The 17,761-nt window shown below is 60.8% G+C and carries 11 protein-coding genes and 1 pseudogene; 5 read left to right on the plus strand and 7 right to left on the minus strand.

All coding sequences use genetic code 11. The features are described from left to right. Positions 1–84 precede the first annotated feature (84 nt). The 6 genes and pseudogenes from I6F37_RS14175 to I6F37_RS14200 all read right to left on the minus strand — a co-directional run bounded on the left by I6F37_RS14175 (position 85) and on the right by I6F37_RS14200 (position 7,721). Positions 85–1,158 (minus strand): helix-turn-helix transcriptional regulator, encoded by a 1,074-nt coding sequence (locus tag I6F37_RS14175; RefSeq protein ID WP_225151605.1) that lies wholly within the window; start codon positions 1,156–1,158, stop codon positions 85–87. Between the two features lie 323 nt (positions 1,159–1,481). Then, positions 1,482–1,625: pseudogene (locus tag I6F37_RS14180) on the minus strand (XRE family transcriptional regulator); the annotation flags it as partial. 1,386 nt (positions 1,626–3,011) lie between these two features. Beyond that, complete coding sequence (locus I6F37_RS14185; RefSeq protein WP_225151606.1) at positions 3,012–3,284, minus strand: hypothetical protein; 273 nt, start codon at positions 3,282–3,284, stop codon at positions 3,012–3,014. A gap of 458 nt (positions 3,285–3,742) precedes the next feature. Then, positions 3,743–6,139, minus strand: a complete 2,397-nt coding sequence (locus I6F37_RS14190; protein WP_225151608.1) for a peptidase domain-containing ABC transporter — start codon at positions 6,137–6,139, stop codon at positions 3,743–3,745. Positions 6,140–6,142: 3 nt separating this feature from the next. Further along, complete coding sequence (locus tag I6F37_RS14195) at positions 6,143–7,393, minus strand: HlyD family efflux transporter periplasmic adaptor subunit (protein ID WP_225151610.1); 1,251 nt, start codon at positions 7,391–7,393, stop codon at positions 6,143–6,145. A 130-nt stretch (positions 7,394–7,523) separates the two neighbouring features. After that, a complete protein-coding gene (locus I6F37_RS14200; protein ID WP_225138999.1) occupies positions 7,524–7,721 on the minus strand; it encodes a hypothetical protein in 198 nt (65 codons plus the stop codon). An 856-nt stretch (positions 7,722–8,577) separates the two neighbouring features. Between I6F37_RS14200 and I6F37_RS14205 the strand changes: the two genes are divergently transcribed. The 5 genes from I6F37_RS14205 (at position 8,578) to I6F37_RS14225 (ending at position 16,902) form a co-directional block, all read left to right on the plus strand. Continuing rightward, a complete protein-coding gene (locus I6F37_RS14205) occupies positions 8,578–9,195 on the plus strand; it encodes a sigma-70 family RNA polymerase sigma factor (protein ID WP_225138998.1) in 618 nt (205 codons plus the stop codon). A gap of 140 nt (positions 9,196–9,335) precedes the next feature. After that, positions 9,336–9,866 (plus strand): hypothetical protein, encoded by a 531-nt coding sequence (locus tag I6F37_RS14210; protein WP_225151612.1) that lies wholly within the window; start codon positions 9,336–9,338, stop codon positions 9,864–9,866. Between the two features lie 73 nt (positions 9,867–9,939). After that, positions 9,940–13,689, plus strand: coding sequence for a hypothetical protein (locus tag I6F37_RS14215; RefSeq protein ID WP_225151613.1), 3,750 nt, complete (start codon positions 9,940–9,942; stop codon positions 13,687–13,689). A 12-nt stretch (positions 13,690–13,701) separates the two neighbouring features. Beyond that, complete coding sequence (locus tag I6F37_RS14220) at positions 13,702–15,522, plus strand: type I secretion system permease/ATPase (RefSeq protein ID WP_225151615.1); 1,821 nt, start codon at positions 13,702–13,704, stop codon at positions 15,520–15,522. Between the two features lie 18 nt (positions 15,523–15,540). Next, positions 15,541–16,902: an HlyD family type I secretion periplasmic adaptor subunit gene (locus tag I6F37_RS14225; RefSeq protein ID WP_225151617.1), complete on the plus strand. Its 1,362-nt coding sequence runs from the start codon at positions 15,541–15,543 to the stop codon at positions 16,900–16,902. Positions 16,903–17,248: 346 nt separating this feature from the next. Here I6F37_RS14225 and I6F37_RS14230 read toward each other — a convergent pair whose 3' ends face one another. Further along, the gene (locus I6F37_RS14230) at positions 17,249–17,704 is read right to left on the minus strand and encodes a nuclear transport factor 2 family protein (protein ID WP_225151619.1); all 456 of its coding nucleotides are present in this window, start codon (positions 17,702–17,704) and stop codon (positions 17,249–17,251) included. Positions 17,705–17,761 lie beyond the last annotated feature (57 nt).

Genomic DNA, 17,761 nt, shown 5'->3' on the forward strand with positions numbered 1-17,761 from the left:
GGGTAAAGGCGCGCGAAATCCCACGGGCTACCACCGCTTAACCTAAACAGCCGCGTGATTGGCTTTCGGTGGCCTAGCATACAGCTACCTGGAAGGTGCCAAGCGCAGCAGGCTCACCAGTTCAGCCTGCCGGCTAGTGCCAGTCTTTGCAAAGATTGCCTTGAGCTGCATGCGAATCGTATTTGGCTTTACCGACAGCGCTTGCGCGGTTGCATCTACTGAGCTGCCTTTGGCAATCATTGCTGCAACGCGGGCTTCGGCAGGCGAAAGGTCGAACAACGCTTGAAGGATTTCCGGCGGCGGGCCCGGCTGCTGAATGACTGGTGTCACGTAAAGCAGGAATTCGGCTCCCGAAAAGACATCGCGTCCCGATCCACGCATCGGCAGAACGTGGACCACGAATGCCTCGCGCGTGCGTGTCTTGCGAATTGGAATGGAAGCCCCATGGGAATAGGCGGACATTCCTTCCGACGCTCTGGCAAAAGGAGCATGAGCGGCTGGGTTGGAAAATTCGAGTTGCGAGCTAGTGCCAATCCGAATGTCGGGCTCATAGGCGAGCAGGGCGTCGTTAGCTGCGAGCACCTTGCCACCATGGCCGAGCACAGCCGCCGCCAGTCCAGTCATCTTCAAACTCTCAACCGAAGCTCGCGCCCGCTCAAGACCAACGCGTCCCGACAGCAGGGCGGCGCGAGCGATATGGGGACGAAGGTAATCGAGCTGGTCGGCCACCTCTCGCGGTACGGGCCCTTTTTCCTGAGCCTTTTCGATCGAGACAACCAGGATGTCTCCTGCCGGGGAGTATATCGATGTGCCGATGCACCAGCCTAGACCGCGAGGCCGAAGAAAATCAGTGTAAAAGGGTTCTTGCTCCAGCTCCTCGAGAGTGAATGCATCAAGATCGGTAAGGAAGCGCGGTTCTCTGATTGGGACCAGCCGCTCTCCTCGAGGATTTTTCAGATAGAAGGGACTACCAACCCAAGCTTCTATGTGGGAGCGAATACTGTCGGTCGACAGCCACCGGGGGAGCCCGGGCGCCGCGGCAAATAGGAGTGCACCTTCAGCGTCAGCCAAACTTGCCAATCTATCAAGGACAATCTTCCACCGCTCCGGGACTACCGCGGCTTCGTAGATCTCGTCGACCAAACGGTCAAAATGCATTTGTAATGCCCAGCCTTTCCGCGCTCTACAAAAGAAAGAAACGCGTCGCAAGGCCTACTTGAGACGAAGCTAATGCTCGAGCAGCCCCTTGTGCTTCCAGGACGCGTTCCGGTGGGGACCCCATCAAGCAGACGCTGTCATCGCTGTTGGCTTGCTGTGCAGGCCCGGCTGGCCTCTCAACCGCCGTGACGGCCCGACGCTTCCTCCCGAGTTTGCGGCCGAGCCGCTCATAAAGCCGCTAGGGCGTCCGGACGCCGATGTGCCCCGGTCACTATTGAAACATTGGTGAACCTGAGAGGCTGGCCGATCGCTTTTCAGGACGATTATGTTCTCTCCCTCAAAAAGCGCCGCAACAGCTTCAGCGGATCGGCCCCAAGCGCCTCAGCAATGGCGATGAACTCGATGACGTCGAGCCGCCGCTCGCCGCCTTCGTACTTGGCAACGAAGGATTGCGGTTTGCGAAGCTTCCCCGAGGACGTCACAGACGAATTTAAGAGGGCGCTGAGCCTGCTGAAGCAGACTATAGATCGGCATTATTATCCGATTTAGCGGGATCGGGCGCCAACAGCCGCTTTTGAGCTGACTGCGAGAGGAGTGCATCATTGCACTCCTCTTTTTAGTATTGGCTTGTGCTTGTCACCGGCAAATCCGCTGGCGCTCTGAAACATAACGTCTCTCACGTTGTGTGGTTTTTCGCGCCTGCCGAGCCTGCTACCGCCCTGCGAAGACCCTGCAAGAGCCCTGATCGTCTCCTGATCTGACACCTCTTCGGATCGCCGCCGCGCTTCGCTGCCGCCTCGTAAGCTACTCAAAAGTAGCCATTTTCTCCGCGTGGTGGCTCGGCGGCGCGATCACGCGGCTTTTTATCAGGAGGATCAGGTCCGTCGCGCGCCACTTGGCAATCTTCTCAACCGCTCAAATGAAAACCGCCGCTACCGTTTTCACAATAGGCGAGGGACCCGACGTCGCTGAGCTTCGCAGTGGTGATGAGGAGCAGACGGTCGCCCAGCGGGGGACCGTCATCGGATCTGGCGAACGGATCGTGCTTGTGCGGGAGATCGGCCGAAGCTGCGGCCTCTAGGATCAGCCCCGTAGCGCTCATTCGCCCTCGGGGGCGGATGCGATGTGTTTGAGCGCGATCGTGACCGGCGACGTGGACCGCGATTTTGCCCGCTTGGTCGGCCTGGCCCCCGCGAGACGCGGAGAGCCCGGCTATTGGATGCACCACGATCGCGACAGGATGGGTTTGCTTGTGAATCTCGGCGCGGTGGGGGGATGTCTCGCCACTAACCACAGCAATGGCCTACTCAGATTGAGTCGCGCAGGCATTTGCGACGCGCCTGGTTCGTGGCGCCCAATAGCGCCGCGCCTCCGGAGTGTGCACGCCGCGCCTTTCCAACAGCTCGTGCTCTGCTGCCCACCTTGGCACGCCGCCGTCTGCTGATTGTTCTCGCTTCTACATGTCGGAGCGTGCTGCCATCCTCGCAGCCGATGTCGTGGGCTACTCGCGCCTGATGGGCGCTGATGACGGCCGCCTTGAAGGCGCCTCCACGTTAGCTTTCAGAGGAATCGCGCGAGCCCTTTCCTGATTGCTGCCCTTGGTCGCGAAGTTGCTCGAGCCTACTTTCGAGGAGTTCCTTTTTAGCGGCTATCCTCGCGGCCAGCACTGAATCGACGTCCTGGTGCAGCTCCCACAACTCGTCAATGGACATATCCTGGAGCTGCTTTCGGTCAATCATTGCACTGGAACGCGTGTCTCGAACGGGATGCTTCGGCCTCGGTCTTAGGACGGTCTATCATAGGACTCGCCGGAACGCCCTGTTATGGAGAGCCAAATACTAATCTTGTGATTCTCAGCCGGTCAGAGCCTTGACCCACTGCGCTTCGCCTGAGCCGCCTTCGCATTCGAGGGTGACAACCGGCCCGTCGCCCAGAGCAAGCTTGACATTTCTTGCGTTAGTAACGCTTCTTATGAGTCGTTCCGATCCCGAGATTGAGCCTTCAGCAAGTAGGGGATCACCCTCAGGAGAAACGGTGAGCCAGTAAGAGACACTCTCGTTGCGCCCATCGATGATGATAGTCCCTTCGCCGATTAGATCATCGGTTATCTCGTCATGCACGTCCATCGGTTTACCCTCCAATCGGAGAAGCCCAGGCATCGCTCGCTTCTTCGCCGATGTACGCGGTGGGCATCCTGCCTGCTTTCGGCCACCCGGCGAACGAACCTGCTGTAGCGTTGCCATGTTGTTTCTAGTCGGAAGCCGACAATCGGGACGCACCGTCGCGCAAATTTGGCCATGCGCAGCCGCATGCCGAAGCTGCGACGGAGCGCCTTTCGCAGCCCAACTCAATAAACGGACTGTGCTGGTGATCTTCAATGGCGAGCCCGCGCCTGCGGGCTCCGACTTGGTGCGCGCGAGCCTCATCTTCTGTGGCCACGGCCCGTCTCTCGATTGCCCTCCCGGAATCTGACCCTCAGGCGGATTAATCAGTCTCGCGTTTGGCCGGCCGATGCCACATCCGAGCCCGTCGTCGGACGACATCGAAGCGCCGTCACCCGAGATCCGGACGGCGCGAACCGACATCAGCATCGTGAGAAGTCGATCTTGGCCAGCGCTTCACCCGGGTTATCGGCTTTGCCGCAGTCGTCGGACGGCTTGAAGTTGCAGTCGTCTTTCGACGGCTGGCCGTAGTCCTTGTGTGGATGGCAGTCGTCGATGGCGTCCCTCGAGCCAGGATCGCGCTTCGCGCAATCGCCCGTGGCATCCCCCGGGCAGGCATCCTGGGGGTGCGCGGTTTCGGTCGATTTCGCACCTTCGGCGGCAAACTCGGTGACCCCGACATCTCGCTCAGGCGCCGCTGCTGGTCTGCCGCTTGTCATTCCGACCCGAAATGGCTCCGCCGCCGCGCCAAGATGGACGATCATATCTGCTCCCTGGGTGATTTCGGGTCGGTGCGCTACGCTCACGCGCGTAATATTGAGGTGCCGGAGATTCGCATTGATTTCTCTTTCCTTCTCGGTGTCGAGATGTGCCGTGCCCTCGTCTAGAAACAGGATCTTTGGTCGGCGATAGAGCGCGCGCGCAAGCAAGACTCGCTGCTTCTGCCCGCTAGATAACGAGCTTCCCATGTCGCCGATGAGGCTGTTGTAGCTCATCGGCATTGCCATGATATCGTCGTGGATGCCGGCAATGCGCGCGCAATCGATCATCCCTTGCAGGTCGAAAGTTGTATCAAAAAAGCAGATATTGTCGGCAATCGATCCCGACAGCAATTGATCCTCCTGCATCACCGCGCCAATTTGCTCGCGATAAGCGCGCGGTCCGATCTGGCTCAGCGGAAGGCCGTCGATCAGAACCTCTCCGCTCGTCGGCTCGAGCAGCCCAAGCATAATCTTGACAAGAGTTGACTTGCCGCAGCCCGAAGGTCCCATGATCGTCACGAATTGTCCGGGAGCAACGCACAGATTGACGTTGTTAAGAATCAGAGAATCTCCTTCCGCATACCGGAAGCACACGTTGCGCAGTTCGATCGCGCCGCGAATCTGTCGGATATACGACAGGTCCAGATCGTGCCCCCGCTCGAGCGGGGTGAGCGCGATGTCGGCGAGACGCTCCAGGTGCAGACCGAGAATGCGGACATCCACCAGCTTCTCGATCAGCAGCGCTGTCCGCTCAGCGAACTGCAACTTGTAGCTGACGAACGCGAATATCATGCCAACCGTGATGAGGTTGTCTAGTGCGAGACGAGCGGCAAGGTAGATCGTGATTACGTTCTCCAAGCCAAATATCGTGTCGTTCATTGCTTTGAAGCTGATCCTCGCCCGACCTAGCCGCACGTTGGCATTGATATATGCAGCATAGCGGTTCAGCCACTGGCCTTCCCGTTCGTTCTCTCGGTTGAGCAACTTTAGGCTTTGCACCGCTCGCACGGTTTCGATGAAAGTGGAGTCCTCGTCTGCCTTGCTGTGAATGGCGGCTTCGCTCCGTTGTCGGAACATGCCGAAGAGAGCGAGCCGCAGGGCGGCATACAACACGAACGCCAGCAGGACGACAAGTCCGAGCTGGACGCTGTAGGTGAACATCAACACTAGCATCAACACCGACATGAGACCGTCGATCAGCCCCGTGATCAATCCCTCCGCGAGCACGTTGCGGATGGGTTCGATCGAGTTGAAGCGAGACAGGATATCGCCGATATGCCGCTTTTCGAAGAATGAGAGTGGCAAGCGCACCAAATGATGAAATAGCCGCGCGCCGATTTGAAAGCTCAACGTGTTCTGAAGAACAAGAATAGTGAACGAGCGGGTTGCGGTCGACGCGACCCGTATCAGGAGCAGGAACGCGAATCCTAGTCCGAGTACGACCAGCAGATCGACATCCCCTCTGGCGATGACCTCGTCAACGGTGAGCTGCATATAGAAAGGGGCGGCAAGGAGAAGAATTTCGATGACCACCGACAGAACTAATATTTGGGCGAGGGCGAAAGCGCTTCCATTCATTCCGCTCCAGAATACCGAGAACGGTAATTTCGCTCTCTCGTCTGTGCGGCAGAACTTTTCAGTGGGCGAGAGCTCGAGCGCGACCCCGGTGAGATGTCTAGACGCTTCGGTGAGGGGGAACCATTTTTCGCCAGCTGCCGGATCGTGCACCACGATCCCTTTCCTCCTGTATGCTTTGAGTACAACGAAATGAGCCATGTCCCAGTGCAGGATAGCCGGAACACGCAATTGGCAGAGATGGCCGATCTCGATTCGCAACGGCCGACATGCCAGCCCGAGGTGAGCTGCAATCTGCATGAGGTCGCGAAGAGTGACGCCCTTTAGGGACACTGGATGTCGGCGCCGCAGGCTGTTCAAGTCAGTTCGATGACCATGATAAGACGCTACCATGGCGAGGCATGCGAGCCCGCATTCCGTCGCCTCCGTCTGCCGGATGACTGGGAGGGATCTGCGTCCGCTGAAATTCAAAAGTCCCTGCATGCGCTACATCCTTGCGCTTAACACCGGATCGAGCAGCCACCTCATCAGGGACCGTTGCTCAAGGATTACGTCGGCCCTTAGCAGCATGTCCGGCTGAAGCGGCATCTTGCGGCCATAGGCGTCGATGTCGGGCCGCTCGAGAGCCGCAGTCACACGGTAAGCAGGTTCCTTGAGGGTGATCGGTCCGGTCGTTTCGTTGTCGGTCAGAATCGTGTGGGAGACTTTTGTCACGCTGCCGCGGTAGGTGCCGAATTTCTGATAGGGAAATGCATCGTAAAGGATCCTAACCTGCTGGCCTCGGCGCACAAAACCAAACGCGCGCGTCGGAAAGAACAACTCCGCCTGCAGGTGCGCATCAAGGGGAATGATTTCGAGCTGCATATGCCTTGGATCAGCGATCTGGCCAACAGTCGCCTGCAGCGTGGACACGCGCCCACTCGTTGGCGCCCTGATAACGTAAGCCTGCCGCCCATTCACCTCGGCCACGCGCTGTTCGATCGAGGAGAGTTCATTGCGCAGTCCTCGGATCCTCTCTGCGGCGACGGTTGGGAGTTGCTCGAGTGTATGCCGAGCGTCTGTCAATTGGGTGCGCCGCGCGGTGATCTGCTGATCCAGCGAGATCACGCTCTGCTTTTGCTCAAGTGCGGCCTGCTCGCGGCGCTTAAGCTCAATCGTTGGTAATGCACCGCTCGCGGTTAGCTTGGCGCCGGTTGATACAAAACTCTCGGAAAGCTTCAGCCGCTCGTTTTGGATGTTCCGCTGGTCCTCGAGCTGGGCAATTTCTCCTTCAATTCCCTTGATCGTGGAATCGAGACGATCCCGTTCCGAGGCGGTTCGTCGATCTTCCGCATCGATCTGTCGCTCGACCACATTGCGTTGCTGCGTCAGCACTGCAAGTACGGTGGCATTGACGTCATCGCCACTGGCGGTGATCTGGGAAGTGACTACGGTCAGGAGCGGGTCACCCTCCGTAACCTCTTGCCCCTCCTTCACTTGTATCGCTTTGATGAAGCCCTGTTGTGGTACGAAAATCTTAGCGGTGCCCGAGGTCGGGGTGAGATACCCGAAGACGGTCTCCTTGCGGGCGTATTGCGCGATGGAGAGAAAACACACAACGAGTACAACGAGTGCCGCAAGGCTCCAGCCAAGGAGCGCGCTCGATAGCGGCTGCAGCAACACGACCTCACCCCAGCTGTGGCGCTGACGCACAAAGTCGACAGCTTCCTCGCGAAATAGCGCCGGCCGAGTCGACATGGACGCACCTTGCTGTGCTCACGTTCATATTTATGCGCTGCGCGGAGTAGTGTTCCGCAGCACGACTGCGGGTCGATACCGGAGAACCGCTTCCCCTTATGGAGAAGCGGTTCGCCGACGCACCCTGGCTTTACCCAACAAAGATTTGGGACTGGTACTGCTTGGACAGCAGGCCAACCTGAACTTGGTTTCCACTGAGAACATTGATGTCGCCAGTTCGGATCAGTGAGCCGCCACTGCAGCCACAGCCGCCGGTGCCGGCGGCCACGAGGTCGAGCTCCTCATCAGACAGTTCGATAGGGCGCGCAAGATTGGTCATCTCTAGCATGTTGGTCTCCTTTCGATGTAAGTGGCGGAACGTTGATGTAACTGTTGCCACGTCAGCACTAGGTGTAAGACGCCAATCTAGATGCACGGCCGCGCAAATTTTGTGAGCGACATGTGTTCGACGCTTGTTACGTCGCGGTTTTGCAACGTCGTATGCAAGGCACCTAAAGTGGGTCTCAGTGTGGTGTCGTCACAGTGAGTTGGATGCTCCGATCAGCTGGTACGTTCGGCGCGGCCGAGATACGACATCGCGCCTTCCGAAGGAAAGCGCGTTAGGACGCCATGGGCGCGAGCGTGGTCCACGAAGCGCCTTAGCTCGTTCGACGGCTGCACTCGTCGCGATAGCTACGCAAGTCGCCGCGCCGATTGGCACGATCAGGCTGAGAGTCGTCGCAGCTGATCTGTAGGCAGGTTGGGATAGAGGCCCGAAGCGAGGGAGGGAATATAGTTCTCTTGAGGGGCCTTCGACTGACCCTTGATGGCGTTACACGGTAGCCCGATCCGATGCGTGCTCTGAAGTTATAAGGCGCGACTTAGCGACCATGTTGATGCTGCCCATTTTTCAAAGTCGGCTCGACGAGTTACACCGCTGCTCATAGCGGCTCACCTGGTCAGCGAGCACGGCTCGCTATGGTCTGCCTGCACCTCACGACCACGTCGCCGGGCGGTTGGGAAAAAAGTTCGAAAACTTCGGAACGAAGTCGATGCTGTTGACTTGAGTTCGCCGACAGCCGATTTCGTATTTTTTTAAAGCAGATCATTTAAATGCATTTTAAATGCAGGTATTAAATGTAGCGGGCGGCGGCCCTGCGGCTGAAAGCAGCAGGTTTTCTGCCTTTTGAGGGGTGACTTCGACCATGCCCCATCAATGCGTCGCTTTAACAAAGGCGAAGTCTCGCTCCAGCGCGCCGCGCCATGATGGTTATATCAATCGCGACACGGCTCTCAATTATGAAACAGCCCTGCTTGAGTGCGCCTCCGGATCGCAGTCGGCCGTCGGCGAGATCTACGCTCGGGAGAAGGAACAGCTGCGCGCGATGGCGCACCGTATCGTGCACGACAGATCGCGTTCCGAGGACGTCATCCACGACGCATTCGCGCAGATTCTCCGGTATGCGAAAAACTTCGATCCTGCACGCGGATCCGCACGGGGCTGGATCTACGCGATCGTCCGCAACACGGCGCTCAAGATGCGGCAGAACGCCGGGCGCGAACTCGCGCTCGAGGAGGATGCATTGAATGCCCTCTGCGCGCGCGAACAGACCACTCCGAACCCTGCGTCCTGTATCCCAGACAGCATGACGCTGCGAACCATGCTCGATCAACTTGAGCCACAGCGCCGTGCGAGCCTGCTTTTGGCGATCGTCGACGGGCGCACACACGAGGAAATTTCCGAATACCTCCGGGTTCCTGTCGGAACCGTCAAGGCGTGGATCCGGAGAGAGCTCGTGGCCATGCGCCGGCAGCTCGAATGAGGCGTGAACTTATTTTTCGCCGCTGCATCCATAAGCGTGCTTCGGCGACAGTAGGGGTGACCGCGTGGTGATCCGGGCAGGGCACGCGCGCGTACGCAGGTGCTCGTGACCGTCGCAGAGCTGAAGCGAGGAGCGAAGCCATGTCTATCCTGAGCAGTGTTACGAGCATTCTCGGGCTTATGAAGCTTGCGGGAACCGGCGTCCCACCCGAGGAAAGCGCGTCGACCAAGCCTGACGACTGCGGCGACGGCAAGCCGTCAAAGTGGAATGACGATCACAGCGGCAACGACGAGTATTCGAACGGCGACGGCAAGGACAATTATTCCAAGCTTAGCGGCATGGACGCCTACCCGAACGACGGCAAGGGCGACTACCCAGAGCACGATGCCAGGGACTATTGTGACCTCAAGTCGGCCGACCACGGCGGCACGGGCGACACCGATCGCAGTCCGGGTGAAGCGCTGGCCAAGTTCGACTTCTCCCATGGTGATTTCGCGGGTGATTTCAGCTCGCACGGTCCCGATCATTCGGGTGACATACACGGCGCGCTCGCTTCGATGTCTTGCGACGATGCGCTCGAATACGCCATCGGTTTAATGGGCCCAGCGGAGCACTTCGAGGTAGGGCATTTCGACACGGCGACGGATACGTCGCACGACACGGATGCCTGACATGCCGAAGAGACGCGCCTGGCGGTGAATGCTGCCGGGCGAGAGTGGCTTTTGAGCGAGAAGGGCGGCGGTCATGCAGCAGGTAGAAAAGCGCGAACTGTTCGAACAAGAGCGGAAGATTTTCGAAGCCGGAGTGCAGCATGCCGACAAGCGATCCGGCTCTTTCAGCTTCTTGACGTGGTCGTTCTTCATTGCCCCGCTGATTGCCTGCGAAGAGTTTCTTGCCGCCTCGTTCAAATCAGCGCTGGCCGAGCAAGAAGATGCGACAGCCGCTCAGGCAGGTGCGGGGCCGCAACGGATGAACGACGAGCTGCCTGCGAGCGATCCCGCGAAACCGGGCGCGGAGGATGAGACGTCCAAAGGGCCGGCCGCTTCGTCGGAGACGCATGTGGCTCAGTTCGATCCGACCGGCCTCCCGGCGGAGCCTCATGAGCATACGCCCAGACCAAGCACCGCTCGTGGCGACGCAGTCGCTGCTGCGAACTATGGGGGTGAGGGCGGAGGTAGCGAAGATACCGATTCCTGCAAGCACCATGCTCGCACCTCAGCCGACGTTAGTAGCTTGAGTTGCGTGAACTCGCCGTCAGCAGGGTCCGACGTCGGAAGCACTCAATTGCCCGGTGTGTCAACGTTCGAATCCGTTCGGTCTGATTTGCTTTGCGGCGCGTCTAGCCCGTCGATCGGCGGCTCCGTTCCCCTGCTTGGAATGGTCGGCGATCTGAGCAATGACGTGGTGGTAGGGATTGCGCCGGTCGAGGCGACGGTGCCGCCGGCGCTCACGACGAGCGACACCGTCAGCACGCTATCGGATGGCGAGGTCTGCGCGATCGCGTCGCTCCAGGTGACGGCGCAGCCGACGCTCACGATCCTGGCCGACACCGCGGGCGCGCTGCCCGATGACGTGGTTGGAACGATCGCGGCGGTCGAAGCGGCGGTGCCGCCGGCACTCGCGACGATGACCGACACCGTCAGCACGCTGCCCAACAACGTGGTCGGCGCGATCGCGCCGCTTGAGGCGGTGCAGCCGACGCTCATGACGTTGGCGGACACCGTAGGCACGCTGCCGAACGACGTAGTTGGTACGATTGCGGCGGCCGACGCGGCGGTGCCGCCGGCACTTGTAATGGCGGCCGACACCGCGGGAAGCGACGTGGTTGGAACGATTGCACCGGTCCAAGTGGCGATGCCGCCGGCACTCGCGACGACGACCGACACCGTCAGCACGCTGGCCAACGACCTGGCCGGCGCAATCGCTCCGGTCGAGCGGGTGCCGCCGACGCTCACGAGCCTGGCCGACACCGCGGGCCCGCTGCCCGACGACGTGGCTGGAACGATTGCGGCGGTCGAAGCGGCGGTGCCGCCGGCGCTCACGACGGTGACCGACGCAGTCAGTGCGCCGCCCAACGATGTCGCCGGCGCAATCGCGCCGGTCGATGCGGTGCCGCCGACGCTCACGACGTTGGCGGACACCGTGGGCATGCTGCCCGACGGCATGGTTGCTACGATTGCGTCAGTCGAAGCGGCGGTGATGCCGGCACTCGCCACGGCGACCGACACCGTGGGCACGCTGCCCAACGACGTGGTCGGCGCGATCGCGCCGCTTGAGGCGGTGCAGCCGACGCTCACGGCGTTGGCGGACACCGTGGGCACGCTGCCCGATGACCTGGTTGGAACGATTGCACCAGACGAGGCGACTGTAATGCCGGCATTCGCCACTGCGACCGATCCCGTGGGCACGCTACGCAACGACGTGGCCGGCGCAATCGCGGCGGCCGAGGCGGTGCAGCCGACGCTCCCGACCTTGGCCGACACCGCGGGCACGCTGCCGAACGACGTGGTTGGTACGATTGCGGCGGTCGAGGCGGCGGTGCCGCCGGCACTTGTAATGGCGATCGACACCGCGGGCAGCGACGTGGTTGGAACGATTGCACCGGTCGAAGCGGCGATGCCGCCGGCGCTCGCGACGACGACCGACACCGTCAGCACGCTGGCCAACGACTTGGCCGGCGCAATCGCTCCGGCCGAGGCAGTGCCGTCGACGCTCACGAGCCTGGCCGACACCGCGGCCCCGCTGTCCAACGACGTGGTTGGAACGATTGCGGCGGTCGAAGCGGCGGTGCCGCCGGCGCTCACGACGGTGACCGACACCGTCAGCACGCCGCCCAACGACGTCGCCGGCGCAATCGCGCCGTTCGATGCGGTGCCGCCGACGCTCACGGCCGTCGCCGACACCGTGAGCACGCTGAGCAACGAGGTAGTTGGGCCGACGGGTCCTGACAGTCAGTCGACCGCGCTGCCGCAAACGGTCGCATCGGACAGCATGGGAGCTCACACCCTTGCTGGTTCAGCACCAGCCCTTGAGATCGTGGACTTGGTAATGGCTACGGGCAACGGAGCACCTGGTGATGTATCACAGCCCACCGATGTGGCTGGCGATGCTTTGGCGAGTGCGGCGCCAGTCGCTGACACGAGCGCCCCGGTGCTCACCACAACTGCTGCTGCTCCGACCGATCCGCCGAGCGAGCTCTCGCATCCGGGCGACACTGCGAGTATGGCTGGCGACGCTCTGGCGAGTATGGCCCCGGTCGCTGACACGAGCGAGCCCATGCTCATCACAACGGCTGCGGTTCTGACCAATGCGACGAGCGACGTGTCGCAACCGGCCGACACGGGCAGTGTGACCGCGAGTGCGTCGCCCATCGCTGACACGAGCGAGCCGGCGCTCACCACAACAGCTGCCGCTGTGACCAATCCGACCAGCGACGTCTCGCATCCAGTCGACACAGGCAGTGTGGCGGGAGATTCTCCCGCGGCCGTTGCTGACGCGGGCGAGCCGATGCTCGCCACAACGGCTGCTGCGCTGACCGATGAGCCGAGCGACGTGGCGCAACCGGTCGATACGGGCAGTGTGGCTGGCGATGCTGTGGTGAGTACCGCGCCGGTCGCTGACACGGGCGAGCCCGTGCTCACCACAACGGCTGCCGCTCTGACCAATCCGACCAGCGACGTGTCGCATCCGGTCGACACGGGCAGTGTGGCGGGCGATTCTCTTGCGAGTGCGGCGCCGGTCGCTGACACAGGCGAGCCGGTGCTCGCCACAACGGCTGGGGCTGCGACCGATCCGCCGAGCGACGTGACGCAACCGGCCGACACGGGCAGTGTGGCTGGCGATACTGTAGTGAGTACGGCACCGGTCGCTGACACGAGCGAGCCGGTGCTCACCACAACAGCTGCCGCTCTGACCAATCCGACGAGCGACGTGGCGCATCCGGTCGACATGGGCAGTGTGGCGGGCGATGCTCTTGCGAGTGCGGCGCCGGTCACGGACGCGAGCGAGCCAGTGCTCACCAGCGCAGGAGACTCGCTCAGCAACCCCACGACCGAGTCGGTAGAGCCGGCCGCGCCGGACACTGGCAGCGCTCAAACGTCTGGATCGGCCGACACCCTTCTTGCGCTCGCCAGCACAGCTGACGCACCGATCGAGAGTTCGCAATCCGCGACCACTGCCCCGGAGAACGTCGTGACCAACACATCGAATGCCTTGGCAACAACCACTGCCCCGGGCGATGTAATCGCGTTGAACGATGCGCCACCGCCGCCAGCGGATTCGCTGTTCAACGGAACCCAGTATACTGACTATGGCGTCACGCTCAGCAGCGACATTGCGCCCTCCCAGACCGCCGTGTCTCAGCCAGACGCCGTCTCGGCTCAAGACAATTCGGCGCCGGTGCCTGCCGATGTCCAAAACTCCGCGCCGCCGCCTCCCGACATCGTGGATAGTACTCCGATCGATCACGCTGGAACTCACGATGCCATCCTTTAGTGGGAGGCAAACATGGCAGCTGTCGAGACACTGGACGATCCGCAGCGCACCCACTCCAGAGCTCAACTTCGCGTCACACCCAACGGCGAGGCCCGCGACTATGTCGGACCTGTCAACGCGCTGGCCGCCTGGCGTTCGGTTGCGCGCACCAACCTGATAGCAGTCGCGGCATTTTCGGTCGTTGTGAATTTGCTGATGCTCACCTTGCCGATTTACCTGTTTCAAATATCCGATCGCGTGCTGACGAGCCGTAGTCTCGAGACACTGCTGATGCTCTCTGCTCTCGCGCTGGCGTTCATCGGTATCCTCTCGATCGTGGACATTCTGCGCCGGCAGGTGCTGGGGCGTCTTGCGACCAAGATGGAGGCGGTGCTCGGCGGCGCAGTGTTGGCGAGCAGCATCAACAACGCGAGGGCTGGCGAGGGCGGAACGATCCAGGCGATCCGCAGCCTTCACCAGGTGCGGGGTTTCATCTCGAGCCCTATCATGCTTCTGCTGATGGACGCGCCACTCTCGCCCCTCTACTTCGCAGTCATATTCCTCGTTCATCGACATCTGGGCTGGATCGCAGTGGTATCGGGCTTGATCCTCACACTGATTGCGCTGATCAACCAGAAAGCGACTTCGGAGCGTCTGAGCGAGGCAGGGCTGCATGCCGCCGAGGCCGATGCAGCGGCCGAGTCGCTGGCGCGAAATTCGCAAGTGATCAATGCGATGGGAATGCTGAGCGAAAGCATTCTCCACTGGGGGCGCCGGCAGGCGCCGGCGCTGACGGTGCAGAGCCAGGCCCTTGACCGGAATTTCTGGATCAGCGGCGCGTCGAAGTTCGTCCGGCTCGTGGCCCAGATCACGATCCTAGGTACTGGCGCCTATCTGGCCCTCCACGCCGAGATCACCGCGGGCATGATGATCGCGGCTTCGATTATTGCCGGCCGCGCCCTGCAGCCGCTCGAAGGTTTGATCGAGGGATGGCGCAGCTGCGTGCAGGCGCGATCGGCCTATGCCCACGTCAAGCAGGCGGTCGAGTCATTCCAGCGCGAGACGCCCAAGCTGCGCTTGCCAAGACCGCAAGGGCGCCTGAGCGTTGATCGGGTCTTGTATCTTCCGCCCGGCTCGAAGGAGCCGGTACTCAATGGTGTGTCGCTCGAGCTCGCGCCCGGAGAGTCTTTGGCCATTGTCGGACCGTCCGGATCGGGCAAGTCGACTCTCGCGCGCATTCTGGTGGGATGTCTGGTGCCGACAGCCGGAAAGGTCAGGCTGGACGGAACAGAGCTGCGCAACTGGGATCGCCGCCAGTTCGGGGAATATACCGGCTACTTGCCCCAGGAGGTCGAGCTATTTCCCGGTACCATCAAGCAGAACATCTGCCGCATGCGCGACGATTTGCCCGACGAGAGCATCTATGAGGCGGCGATGTTGTCGGGCATTCACGACATGGTCTGCCAGTTGAAGCAAGGATACGAGACCGTGCTCGACCGCAGTGGCGGGCCGCTCTCGGGAGGACAGAAGCAGCGCATCGCGCTCGCCCGGGCTTTCTTCGGAAATCCGTCGCTTGTCGTGCTCGACGAGCCCAACTCGAATCTCGATGCGGCGGGCGAGCAGGCTTTGACCGAGACCCTGGAGCGCGCCAAGAGGCGGGGGGTCACCGCGGTCGTTGTAACCCTGCGCCCGGCGCTCCTGAACAGTGTTGACAAGGTGCTCATACTGCGGGCCGGACGCGCGGAAGCGTTCGGCTCTCCGAGCGAGGTGTTGCATCGCTTGGTTCGGTCGCCCGCCAGGGTCGGCGGAGATGCGCCGGAGCAGCCGCAACGCATCGAATCCTCGGGCGGGTGACCAGCGCGGGAGGATAGCATGAGGGTAAAGGACGACATCGGTGAGTGGTACCGCGGCGTTCCGCTGAGCGCCAAATGGCCCATCTTTGCCGGCCTTGCCATCCTGGTTGTTTGGCTCGGGTGTTTCGGCGTTTGGGCCGCAGTTGCCCCCCTCAACAGTGCGGTCGTGGCCTCGGGCACGTTTGTGGCTACCGGGCAAAACAAGCTAGTCCAGCACTTCGAGGGCGGCATCATCCGCGAGATTGCGGTTAAGGATGGGGATGTCGTCGAGGCCAACCAGGTCCTCGTTCGCATGGACGACACCGCTGCCAATGCCAAACTGAGACGGCTGGTTTTGAAGAAGTATCGACTGCTCGCCATGAAGGCGCGTCTAGAAGCTGAAATGAGCTCTTCGGATACTATCAAAACTCCGGCCGCATTCAGCGAGAGCGCACGTGATCCAGAAATCAAAGCGATTCTTGAGCGGCAACGTGCCGAGCTTCAGGCACGCCGGGCTAGTCTGGTGACCGAGGAAAGCGTACTTGTGAAGCAGGTCGCTGCGCTGGAGGAAAGCATCCGCGGATATCAGGCGCAAGTTCAGTCCACCAAAGAGCGTATTGCCTTGTTCGCCGAAGAGCTGAAGGACAAGAATTCGCTTCTTGGCCAACAGCTGGTCCGCAAGTCGGATGTACTGGCGTTGCGACGCTCAGAGGCGAGTCTCGGGGGTGACCTCGGCGAATATCTCGGCCGCATCGCCGATGCGAAGGAGCGGATCGCTCAGGCAAACGAAAGAATAGCGCAGCTCCACGCCACGACGCTCCGCGACGCGATCAAGGAGCTGCGCGAGACCGAGGCGGATCTGGACGACGGAGAGGAGCAGATTCGCGCCGCTCAGGATGTGGTCGATCGGGTCGATGTCCGGTCGCCGGTCCGAGGTATCGTGGTGAAGAACAATTTTCATACACCGGGCGGCGTGGTCTCTCCTGGTGTCGTGATCCTTGAGCTCCTGCCGATTGGCGAGGAGCGCATTATCGAGGCACATGTGAATCCCAAGGACATTTCGCACGTGAGTGTCGGCCAGGAGGCGCTGGTGCGGCTGTCGGCGCTCAACCAGCGCATCACGCCCATGGTCGGGGCGAGCGTCATCTACGTGTCAGCGGACGCCTTGGCGGAGCAAGTACAGGGAAAGACCGAAGCCCGTCCCGACGGCGACACGCGTCGGGAATTCTATGTTGTTCGGCTGCGCCTGGACCAGGACGATATTCTCAGGCGAATGCCTGAATTCATCCCGACGCCTGGGATGCCCGCGGACGTTTACATCAAGACCGGAGAGCGTACGTTTTTCGAGTACATCATGAAACCTGTCCTCGACAGCTTCTCCCGCGCGTTCCGCGAAACCTGAAGCGAGCATTTTGGACTTGATGCTGAGCGCAGGGACGGTGAGCTCAAGCCTTTCGTCTAAGGCTTGCTAAACGGCGCCACTTCGCTCTCGCCGAGAGCTTTCGGTTGCGTATACTGACCCCGCGTTCAGGTTGATGCGGGAGATCGGCCGAGGCTCTGGGCTGTAAGGGTAAAGTCGTCACTGATCTTACGCGACGCGCCCTCCCGCTTCGCCTTGGACCTTGTTCGACGGCTGCTTGGGGCTTTCCTAAAGTCGCTTCCTTCAAGCAATCTAACGGCTGATTGCAAAACGGCGGTGTTGGTTAGCCACCGCCGCTTTGATCGCCCGCTCCCAAATTCTCCTCGAGTTACCTTGCTGCTTGTGGCGGCTGCGGCTTAGGAACCGATGTCAGCATACGGATCTTCCATTGCCCGTTCTCACGAACATCAAGGGTCGTCCAGACAATATTCAAGTTGATAGGATCACCCTTCTCGGTCTTGCCGGTGACGTGCGCTTCGCCGGTGCGGATGACCATGTTCTCTGATAAAGTCTGAATAGCGTTGGTCGTGATTGCCAGATGATCCGCCCCTCTCTTGAACGCGCCTTCATAATATTTGGTGTTATCCGGCTCAATTCCATTCTGGGTCACTCGCAGGTAGTTCTTGGTGAAAAGCGACGTGATCCCTGCAGCATCCTTCTTGTTGAAGTGCTGCTCGTACGCTGTCGTCAACCTGCCGAATTCTTCCCTGAGATTTTGATCTGATGCAGTCGCAGGAATCGTTGATAGCAACAGTGAAAGACATACAGCTCCGAATGTGCGCATGAGTGTTACTCCCTACTGTTGATGCCTCCCTCGAATAGGGGATGGAGACGAGGCCGG

This window comes from Bradyrhizobium sp. NBAIM08 (assembly GCF_020193935.1).
GTDB classification, from domain to species: Bacteria; Pseudomonadota; Alphaproteobacteria; order Rhizobiales; family Xanthobacteraceae; genus Bradyrhizobium; species Bradyrhizobium yuanmingense.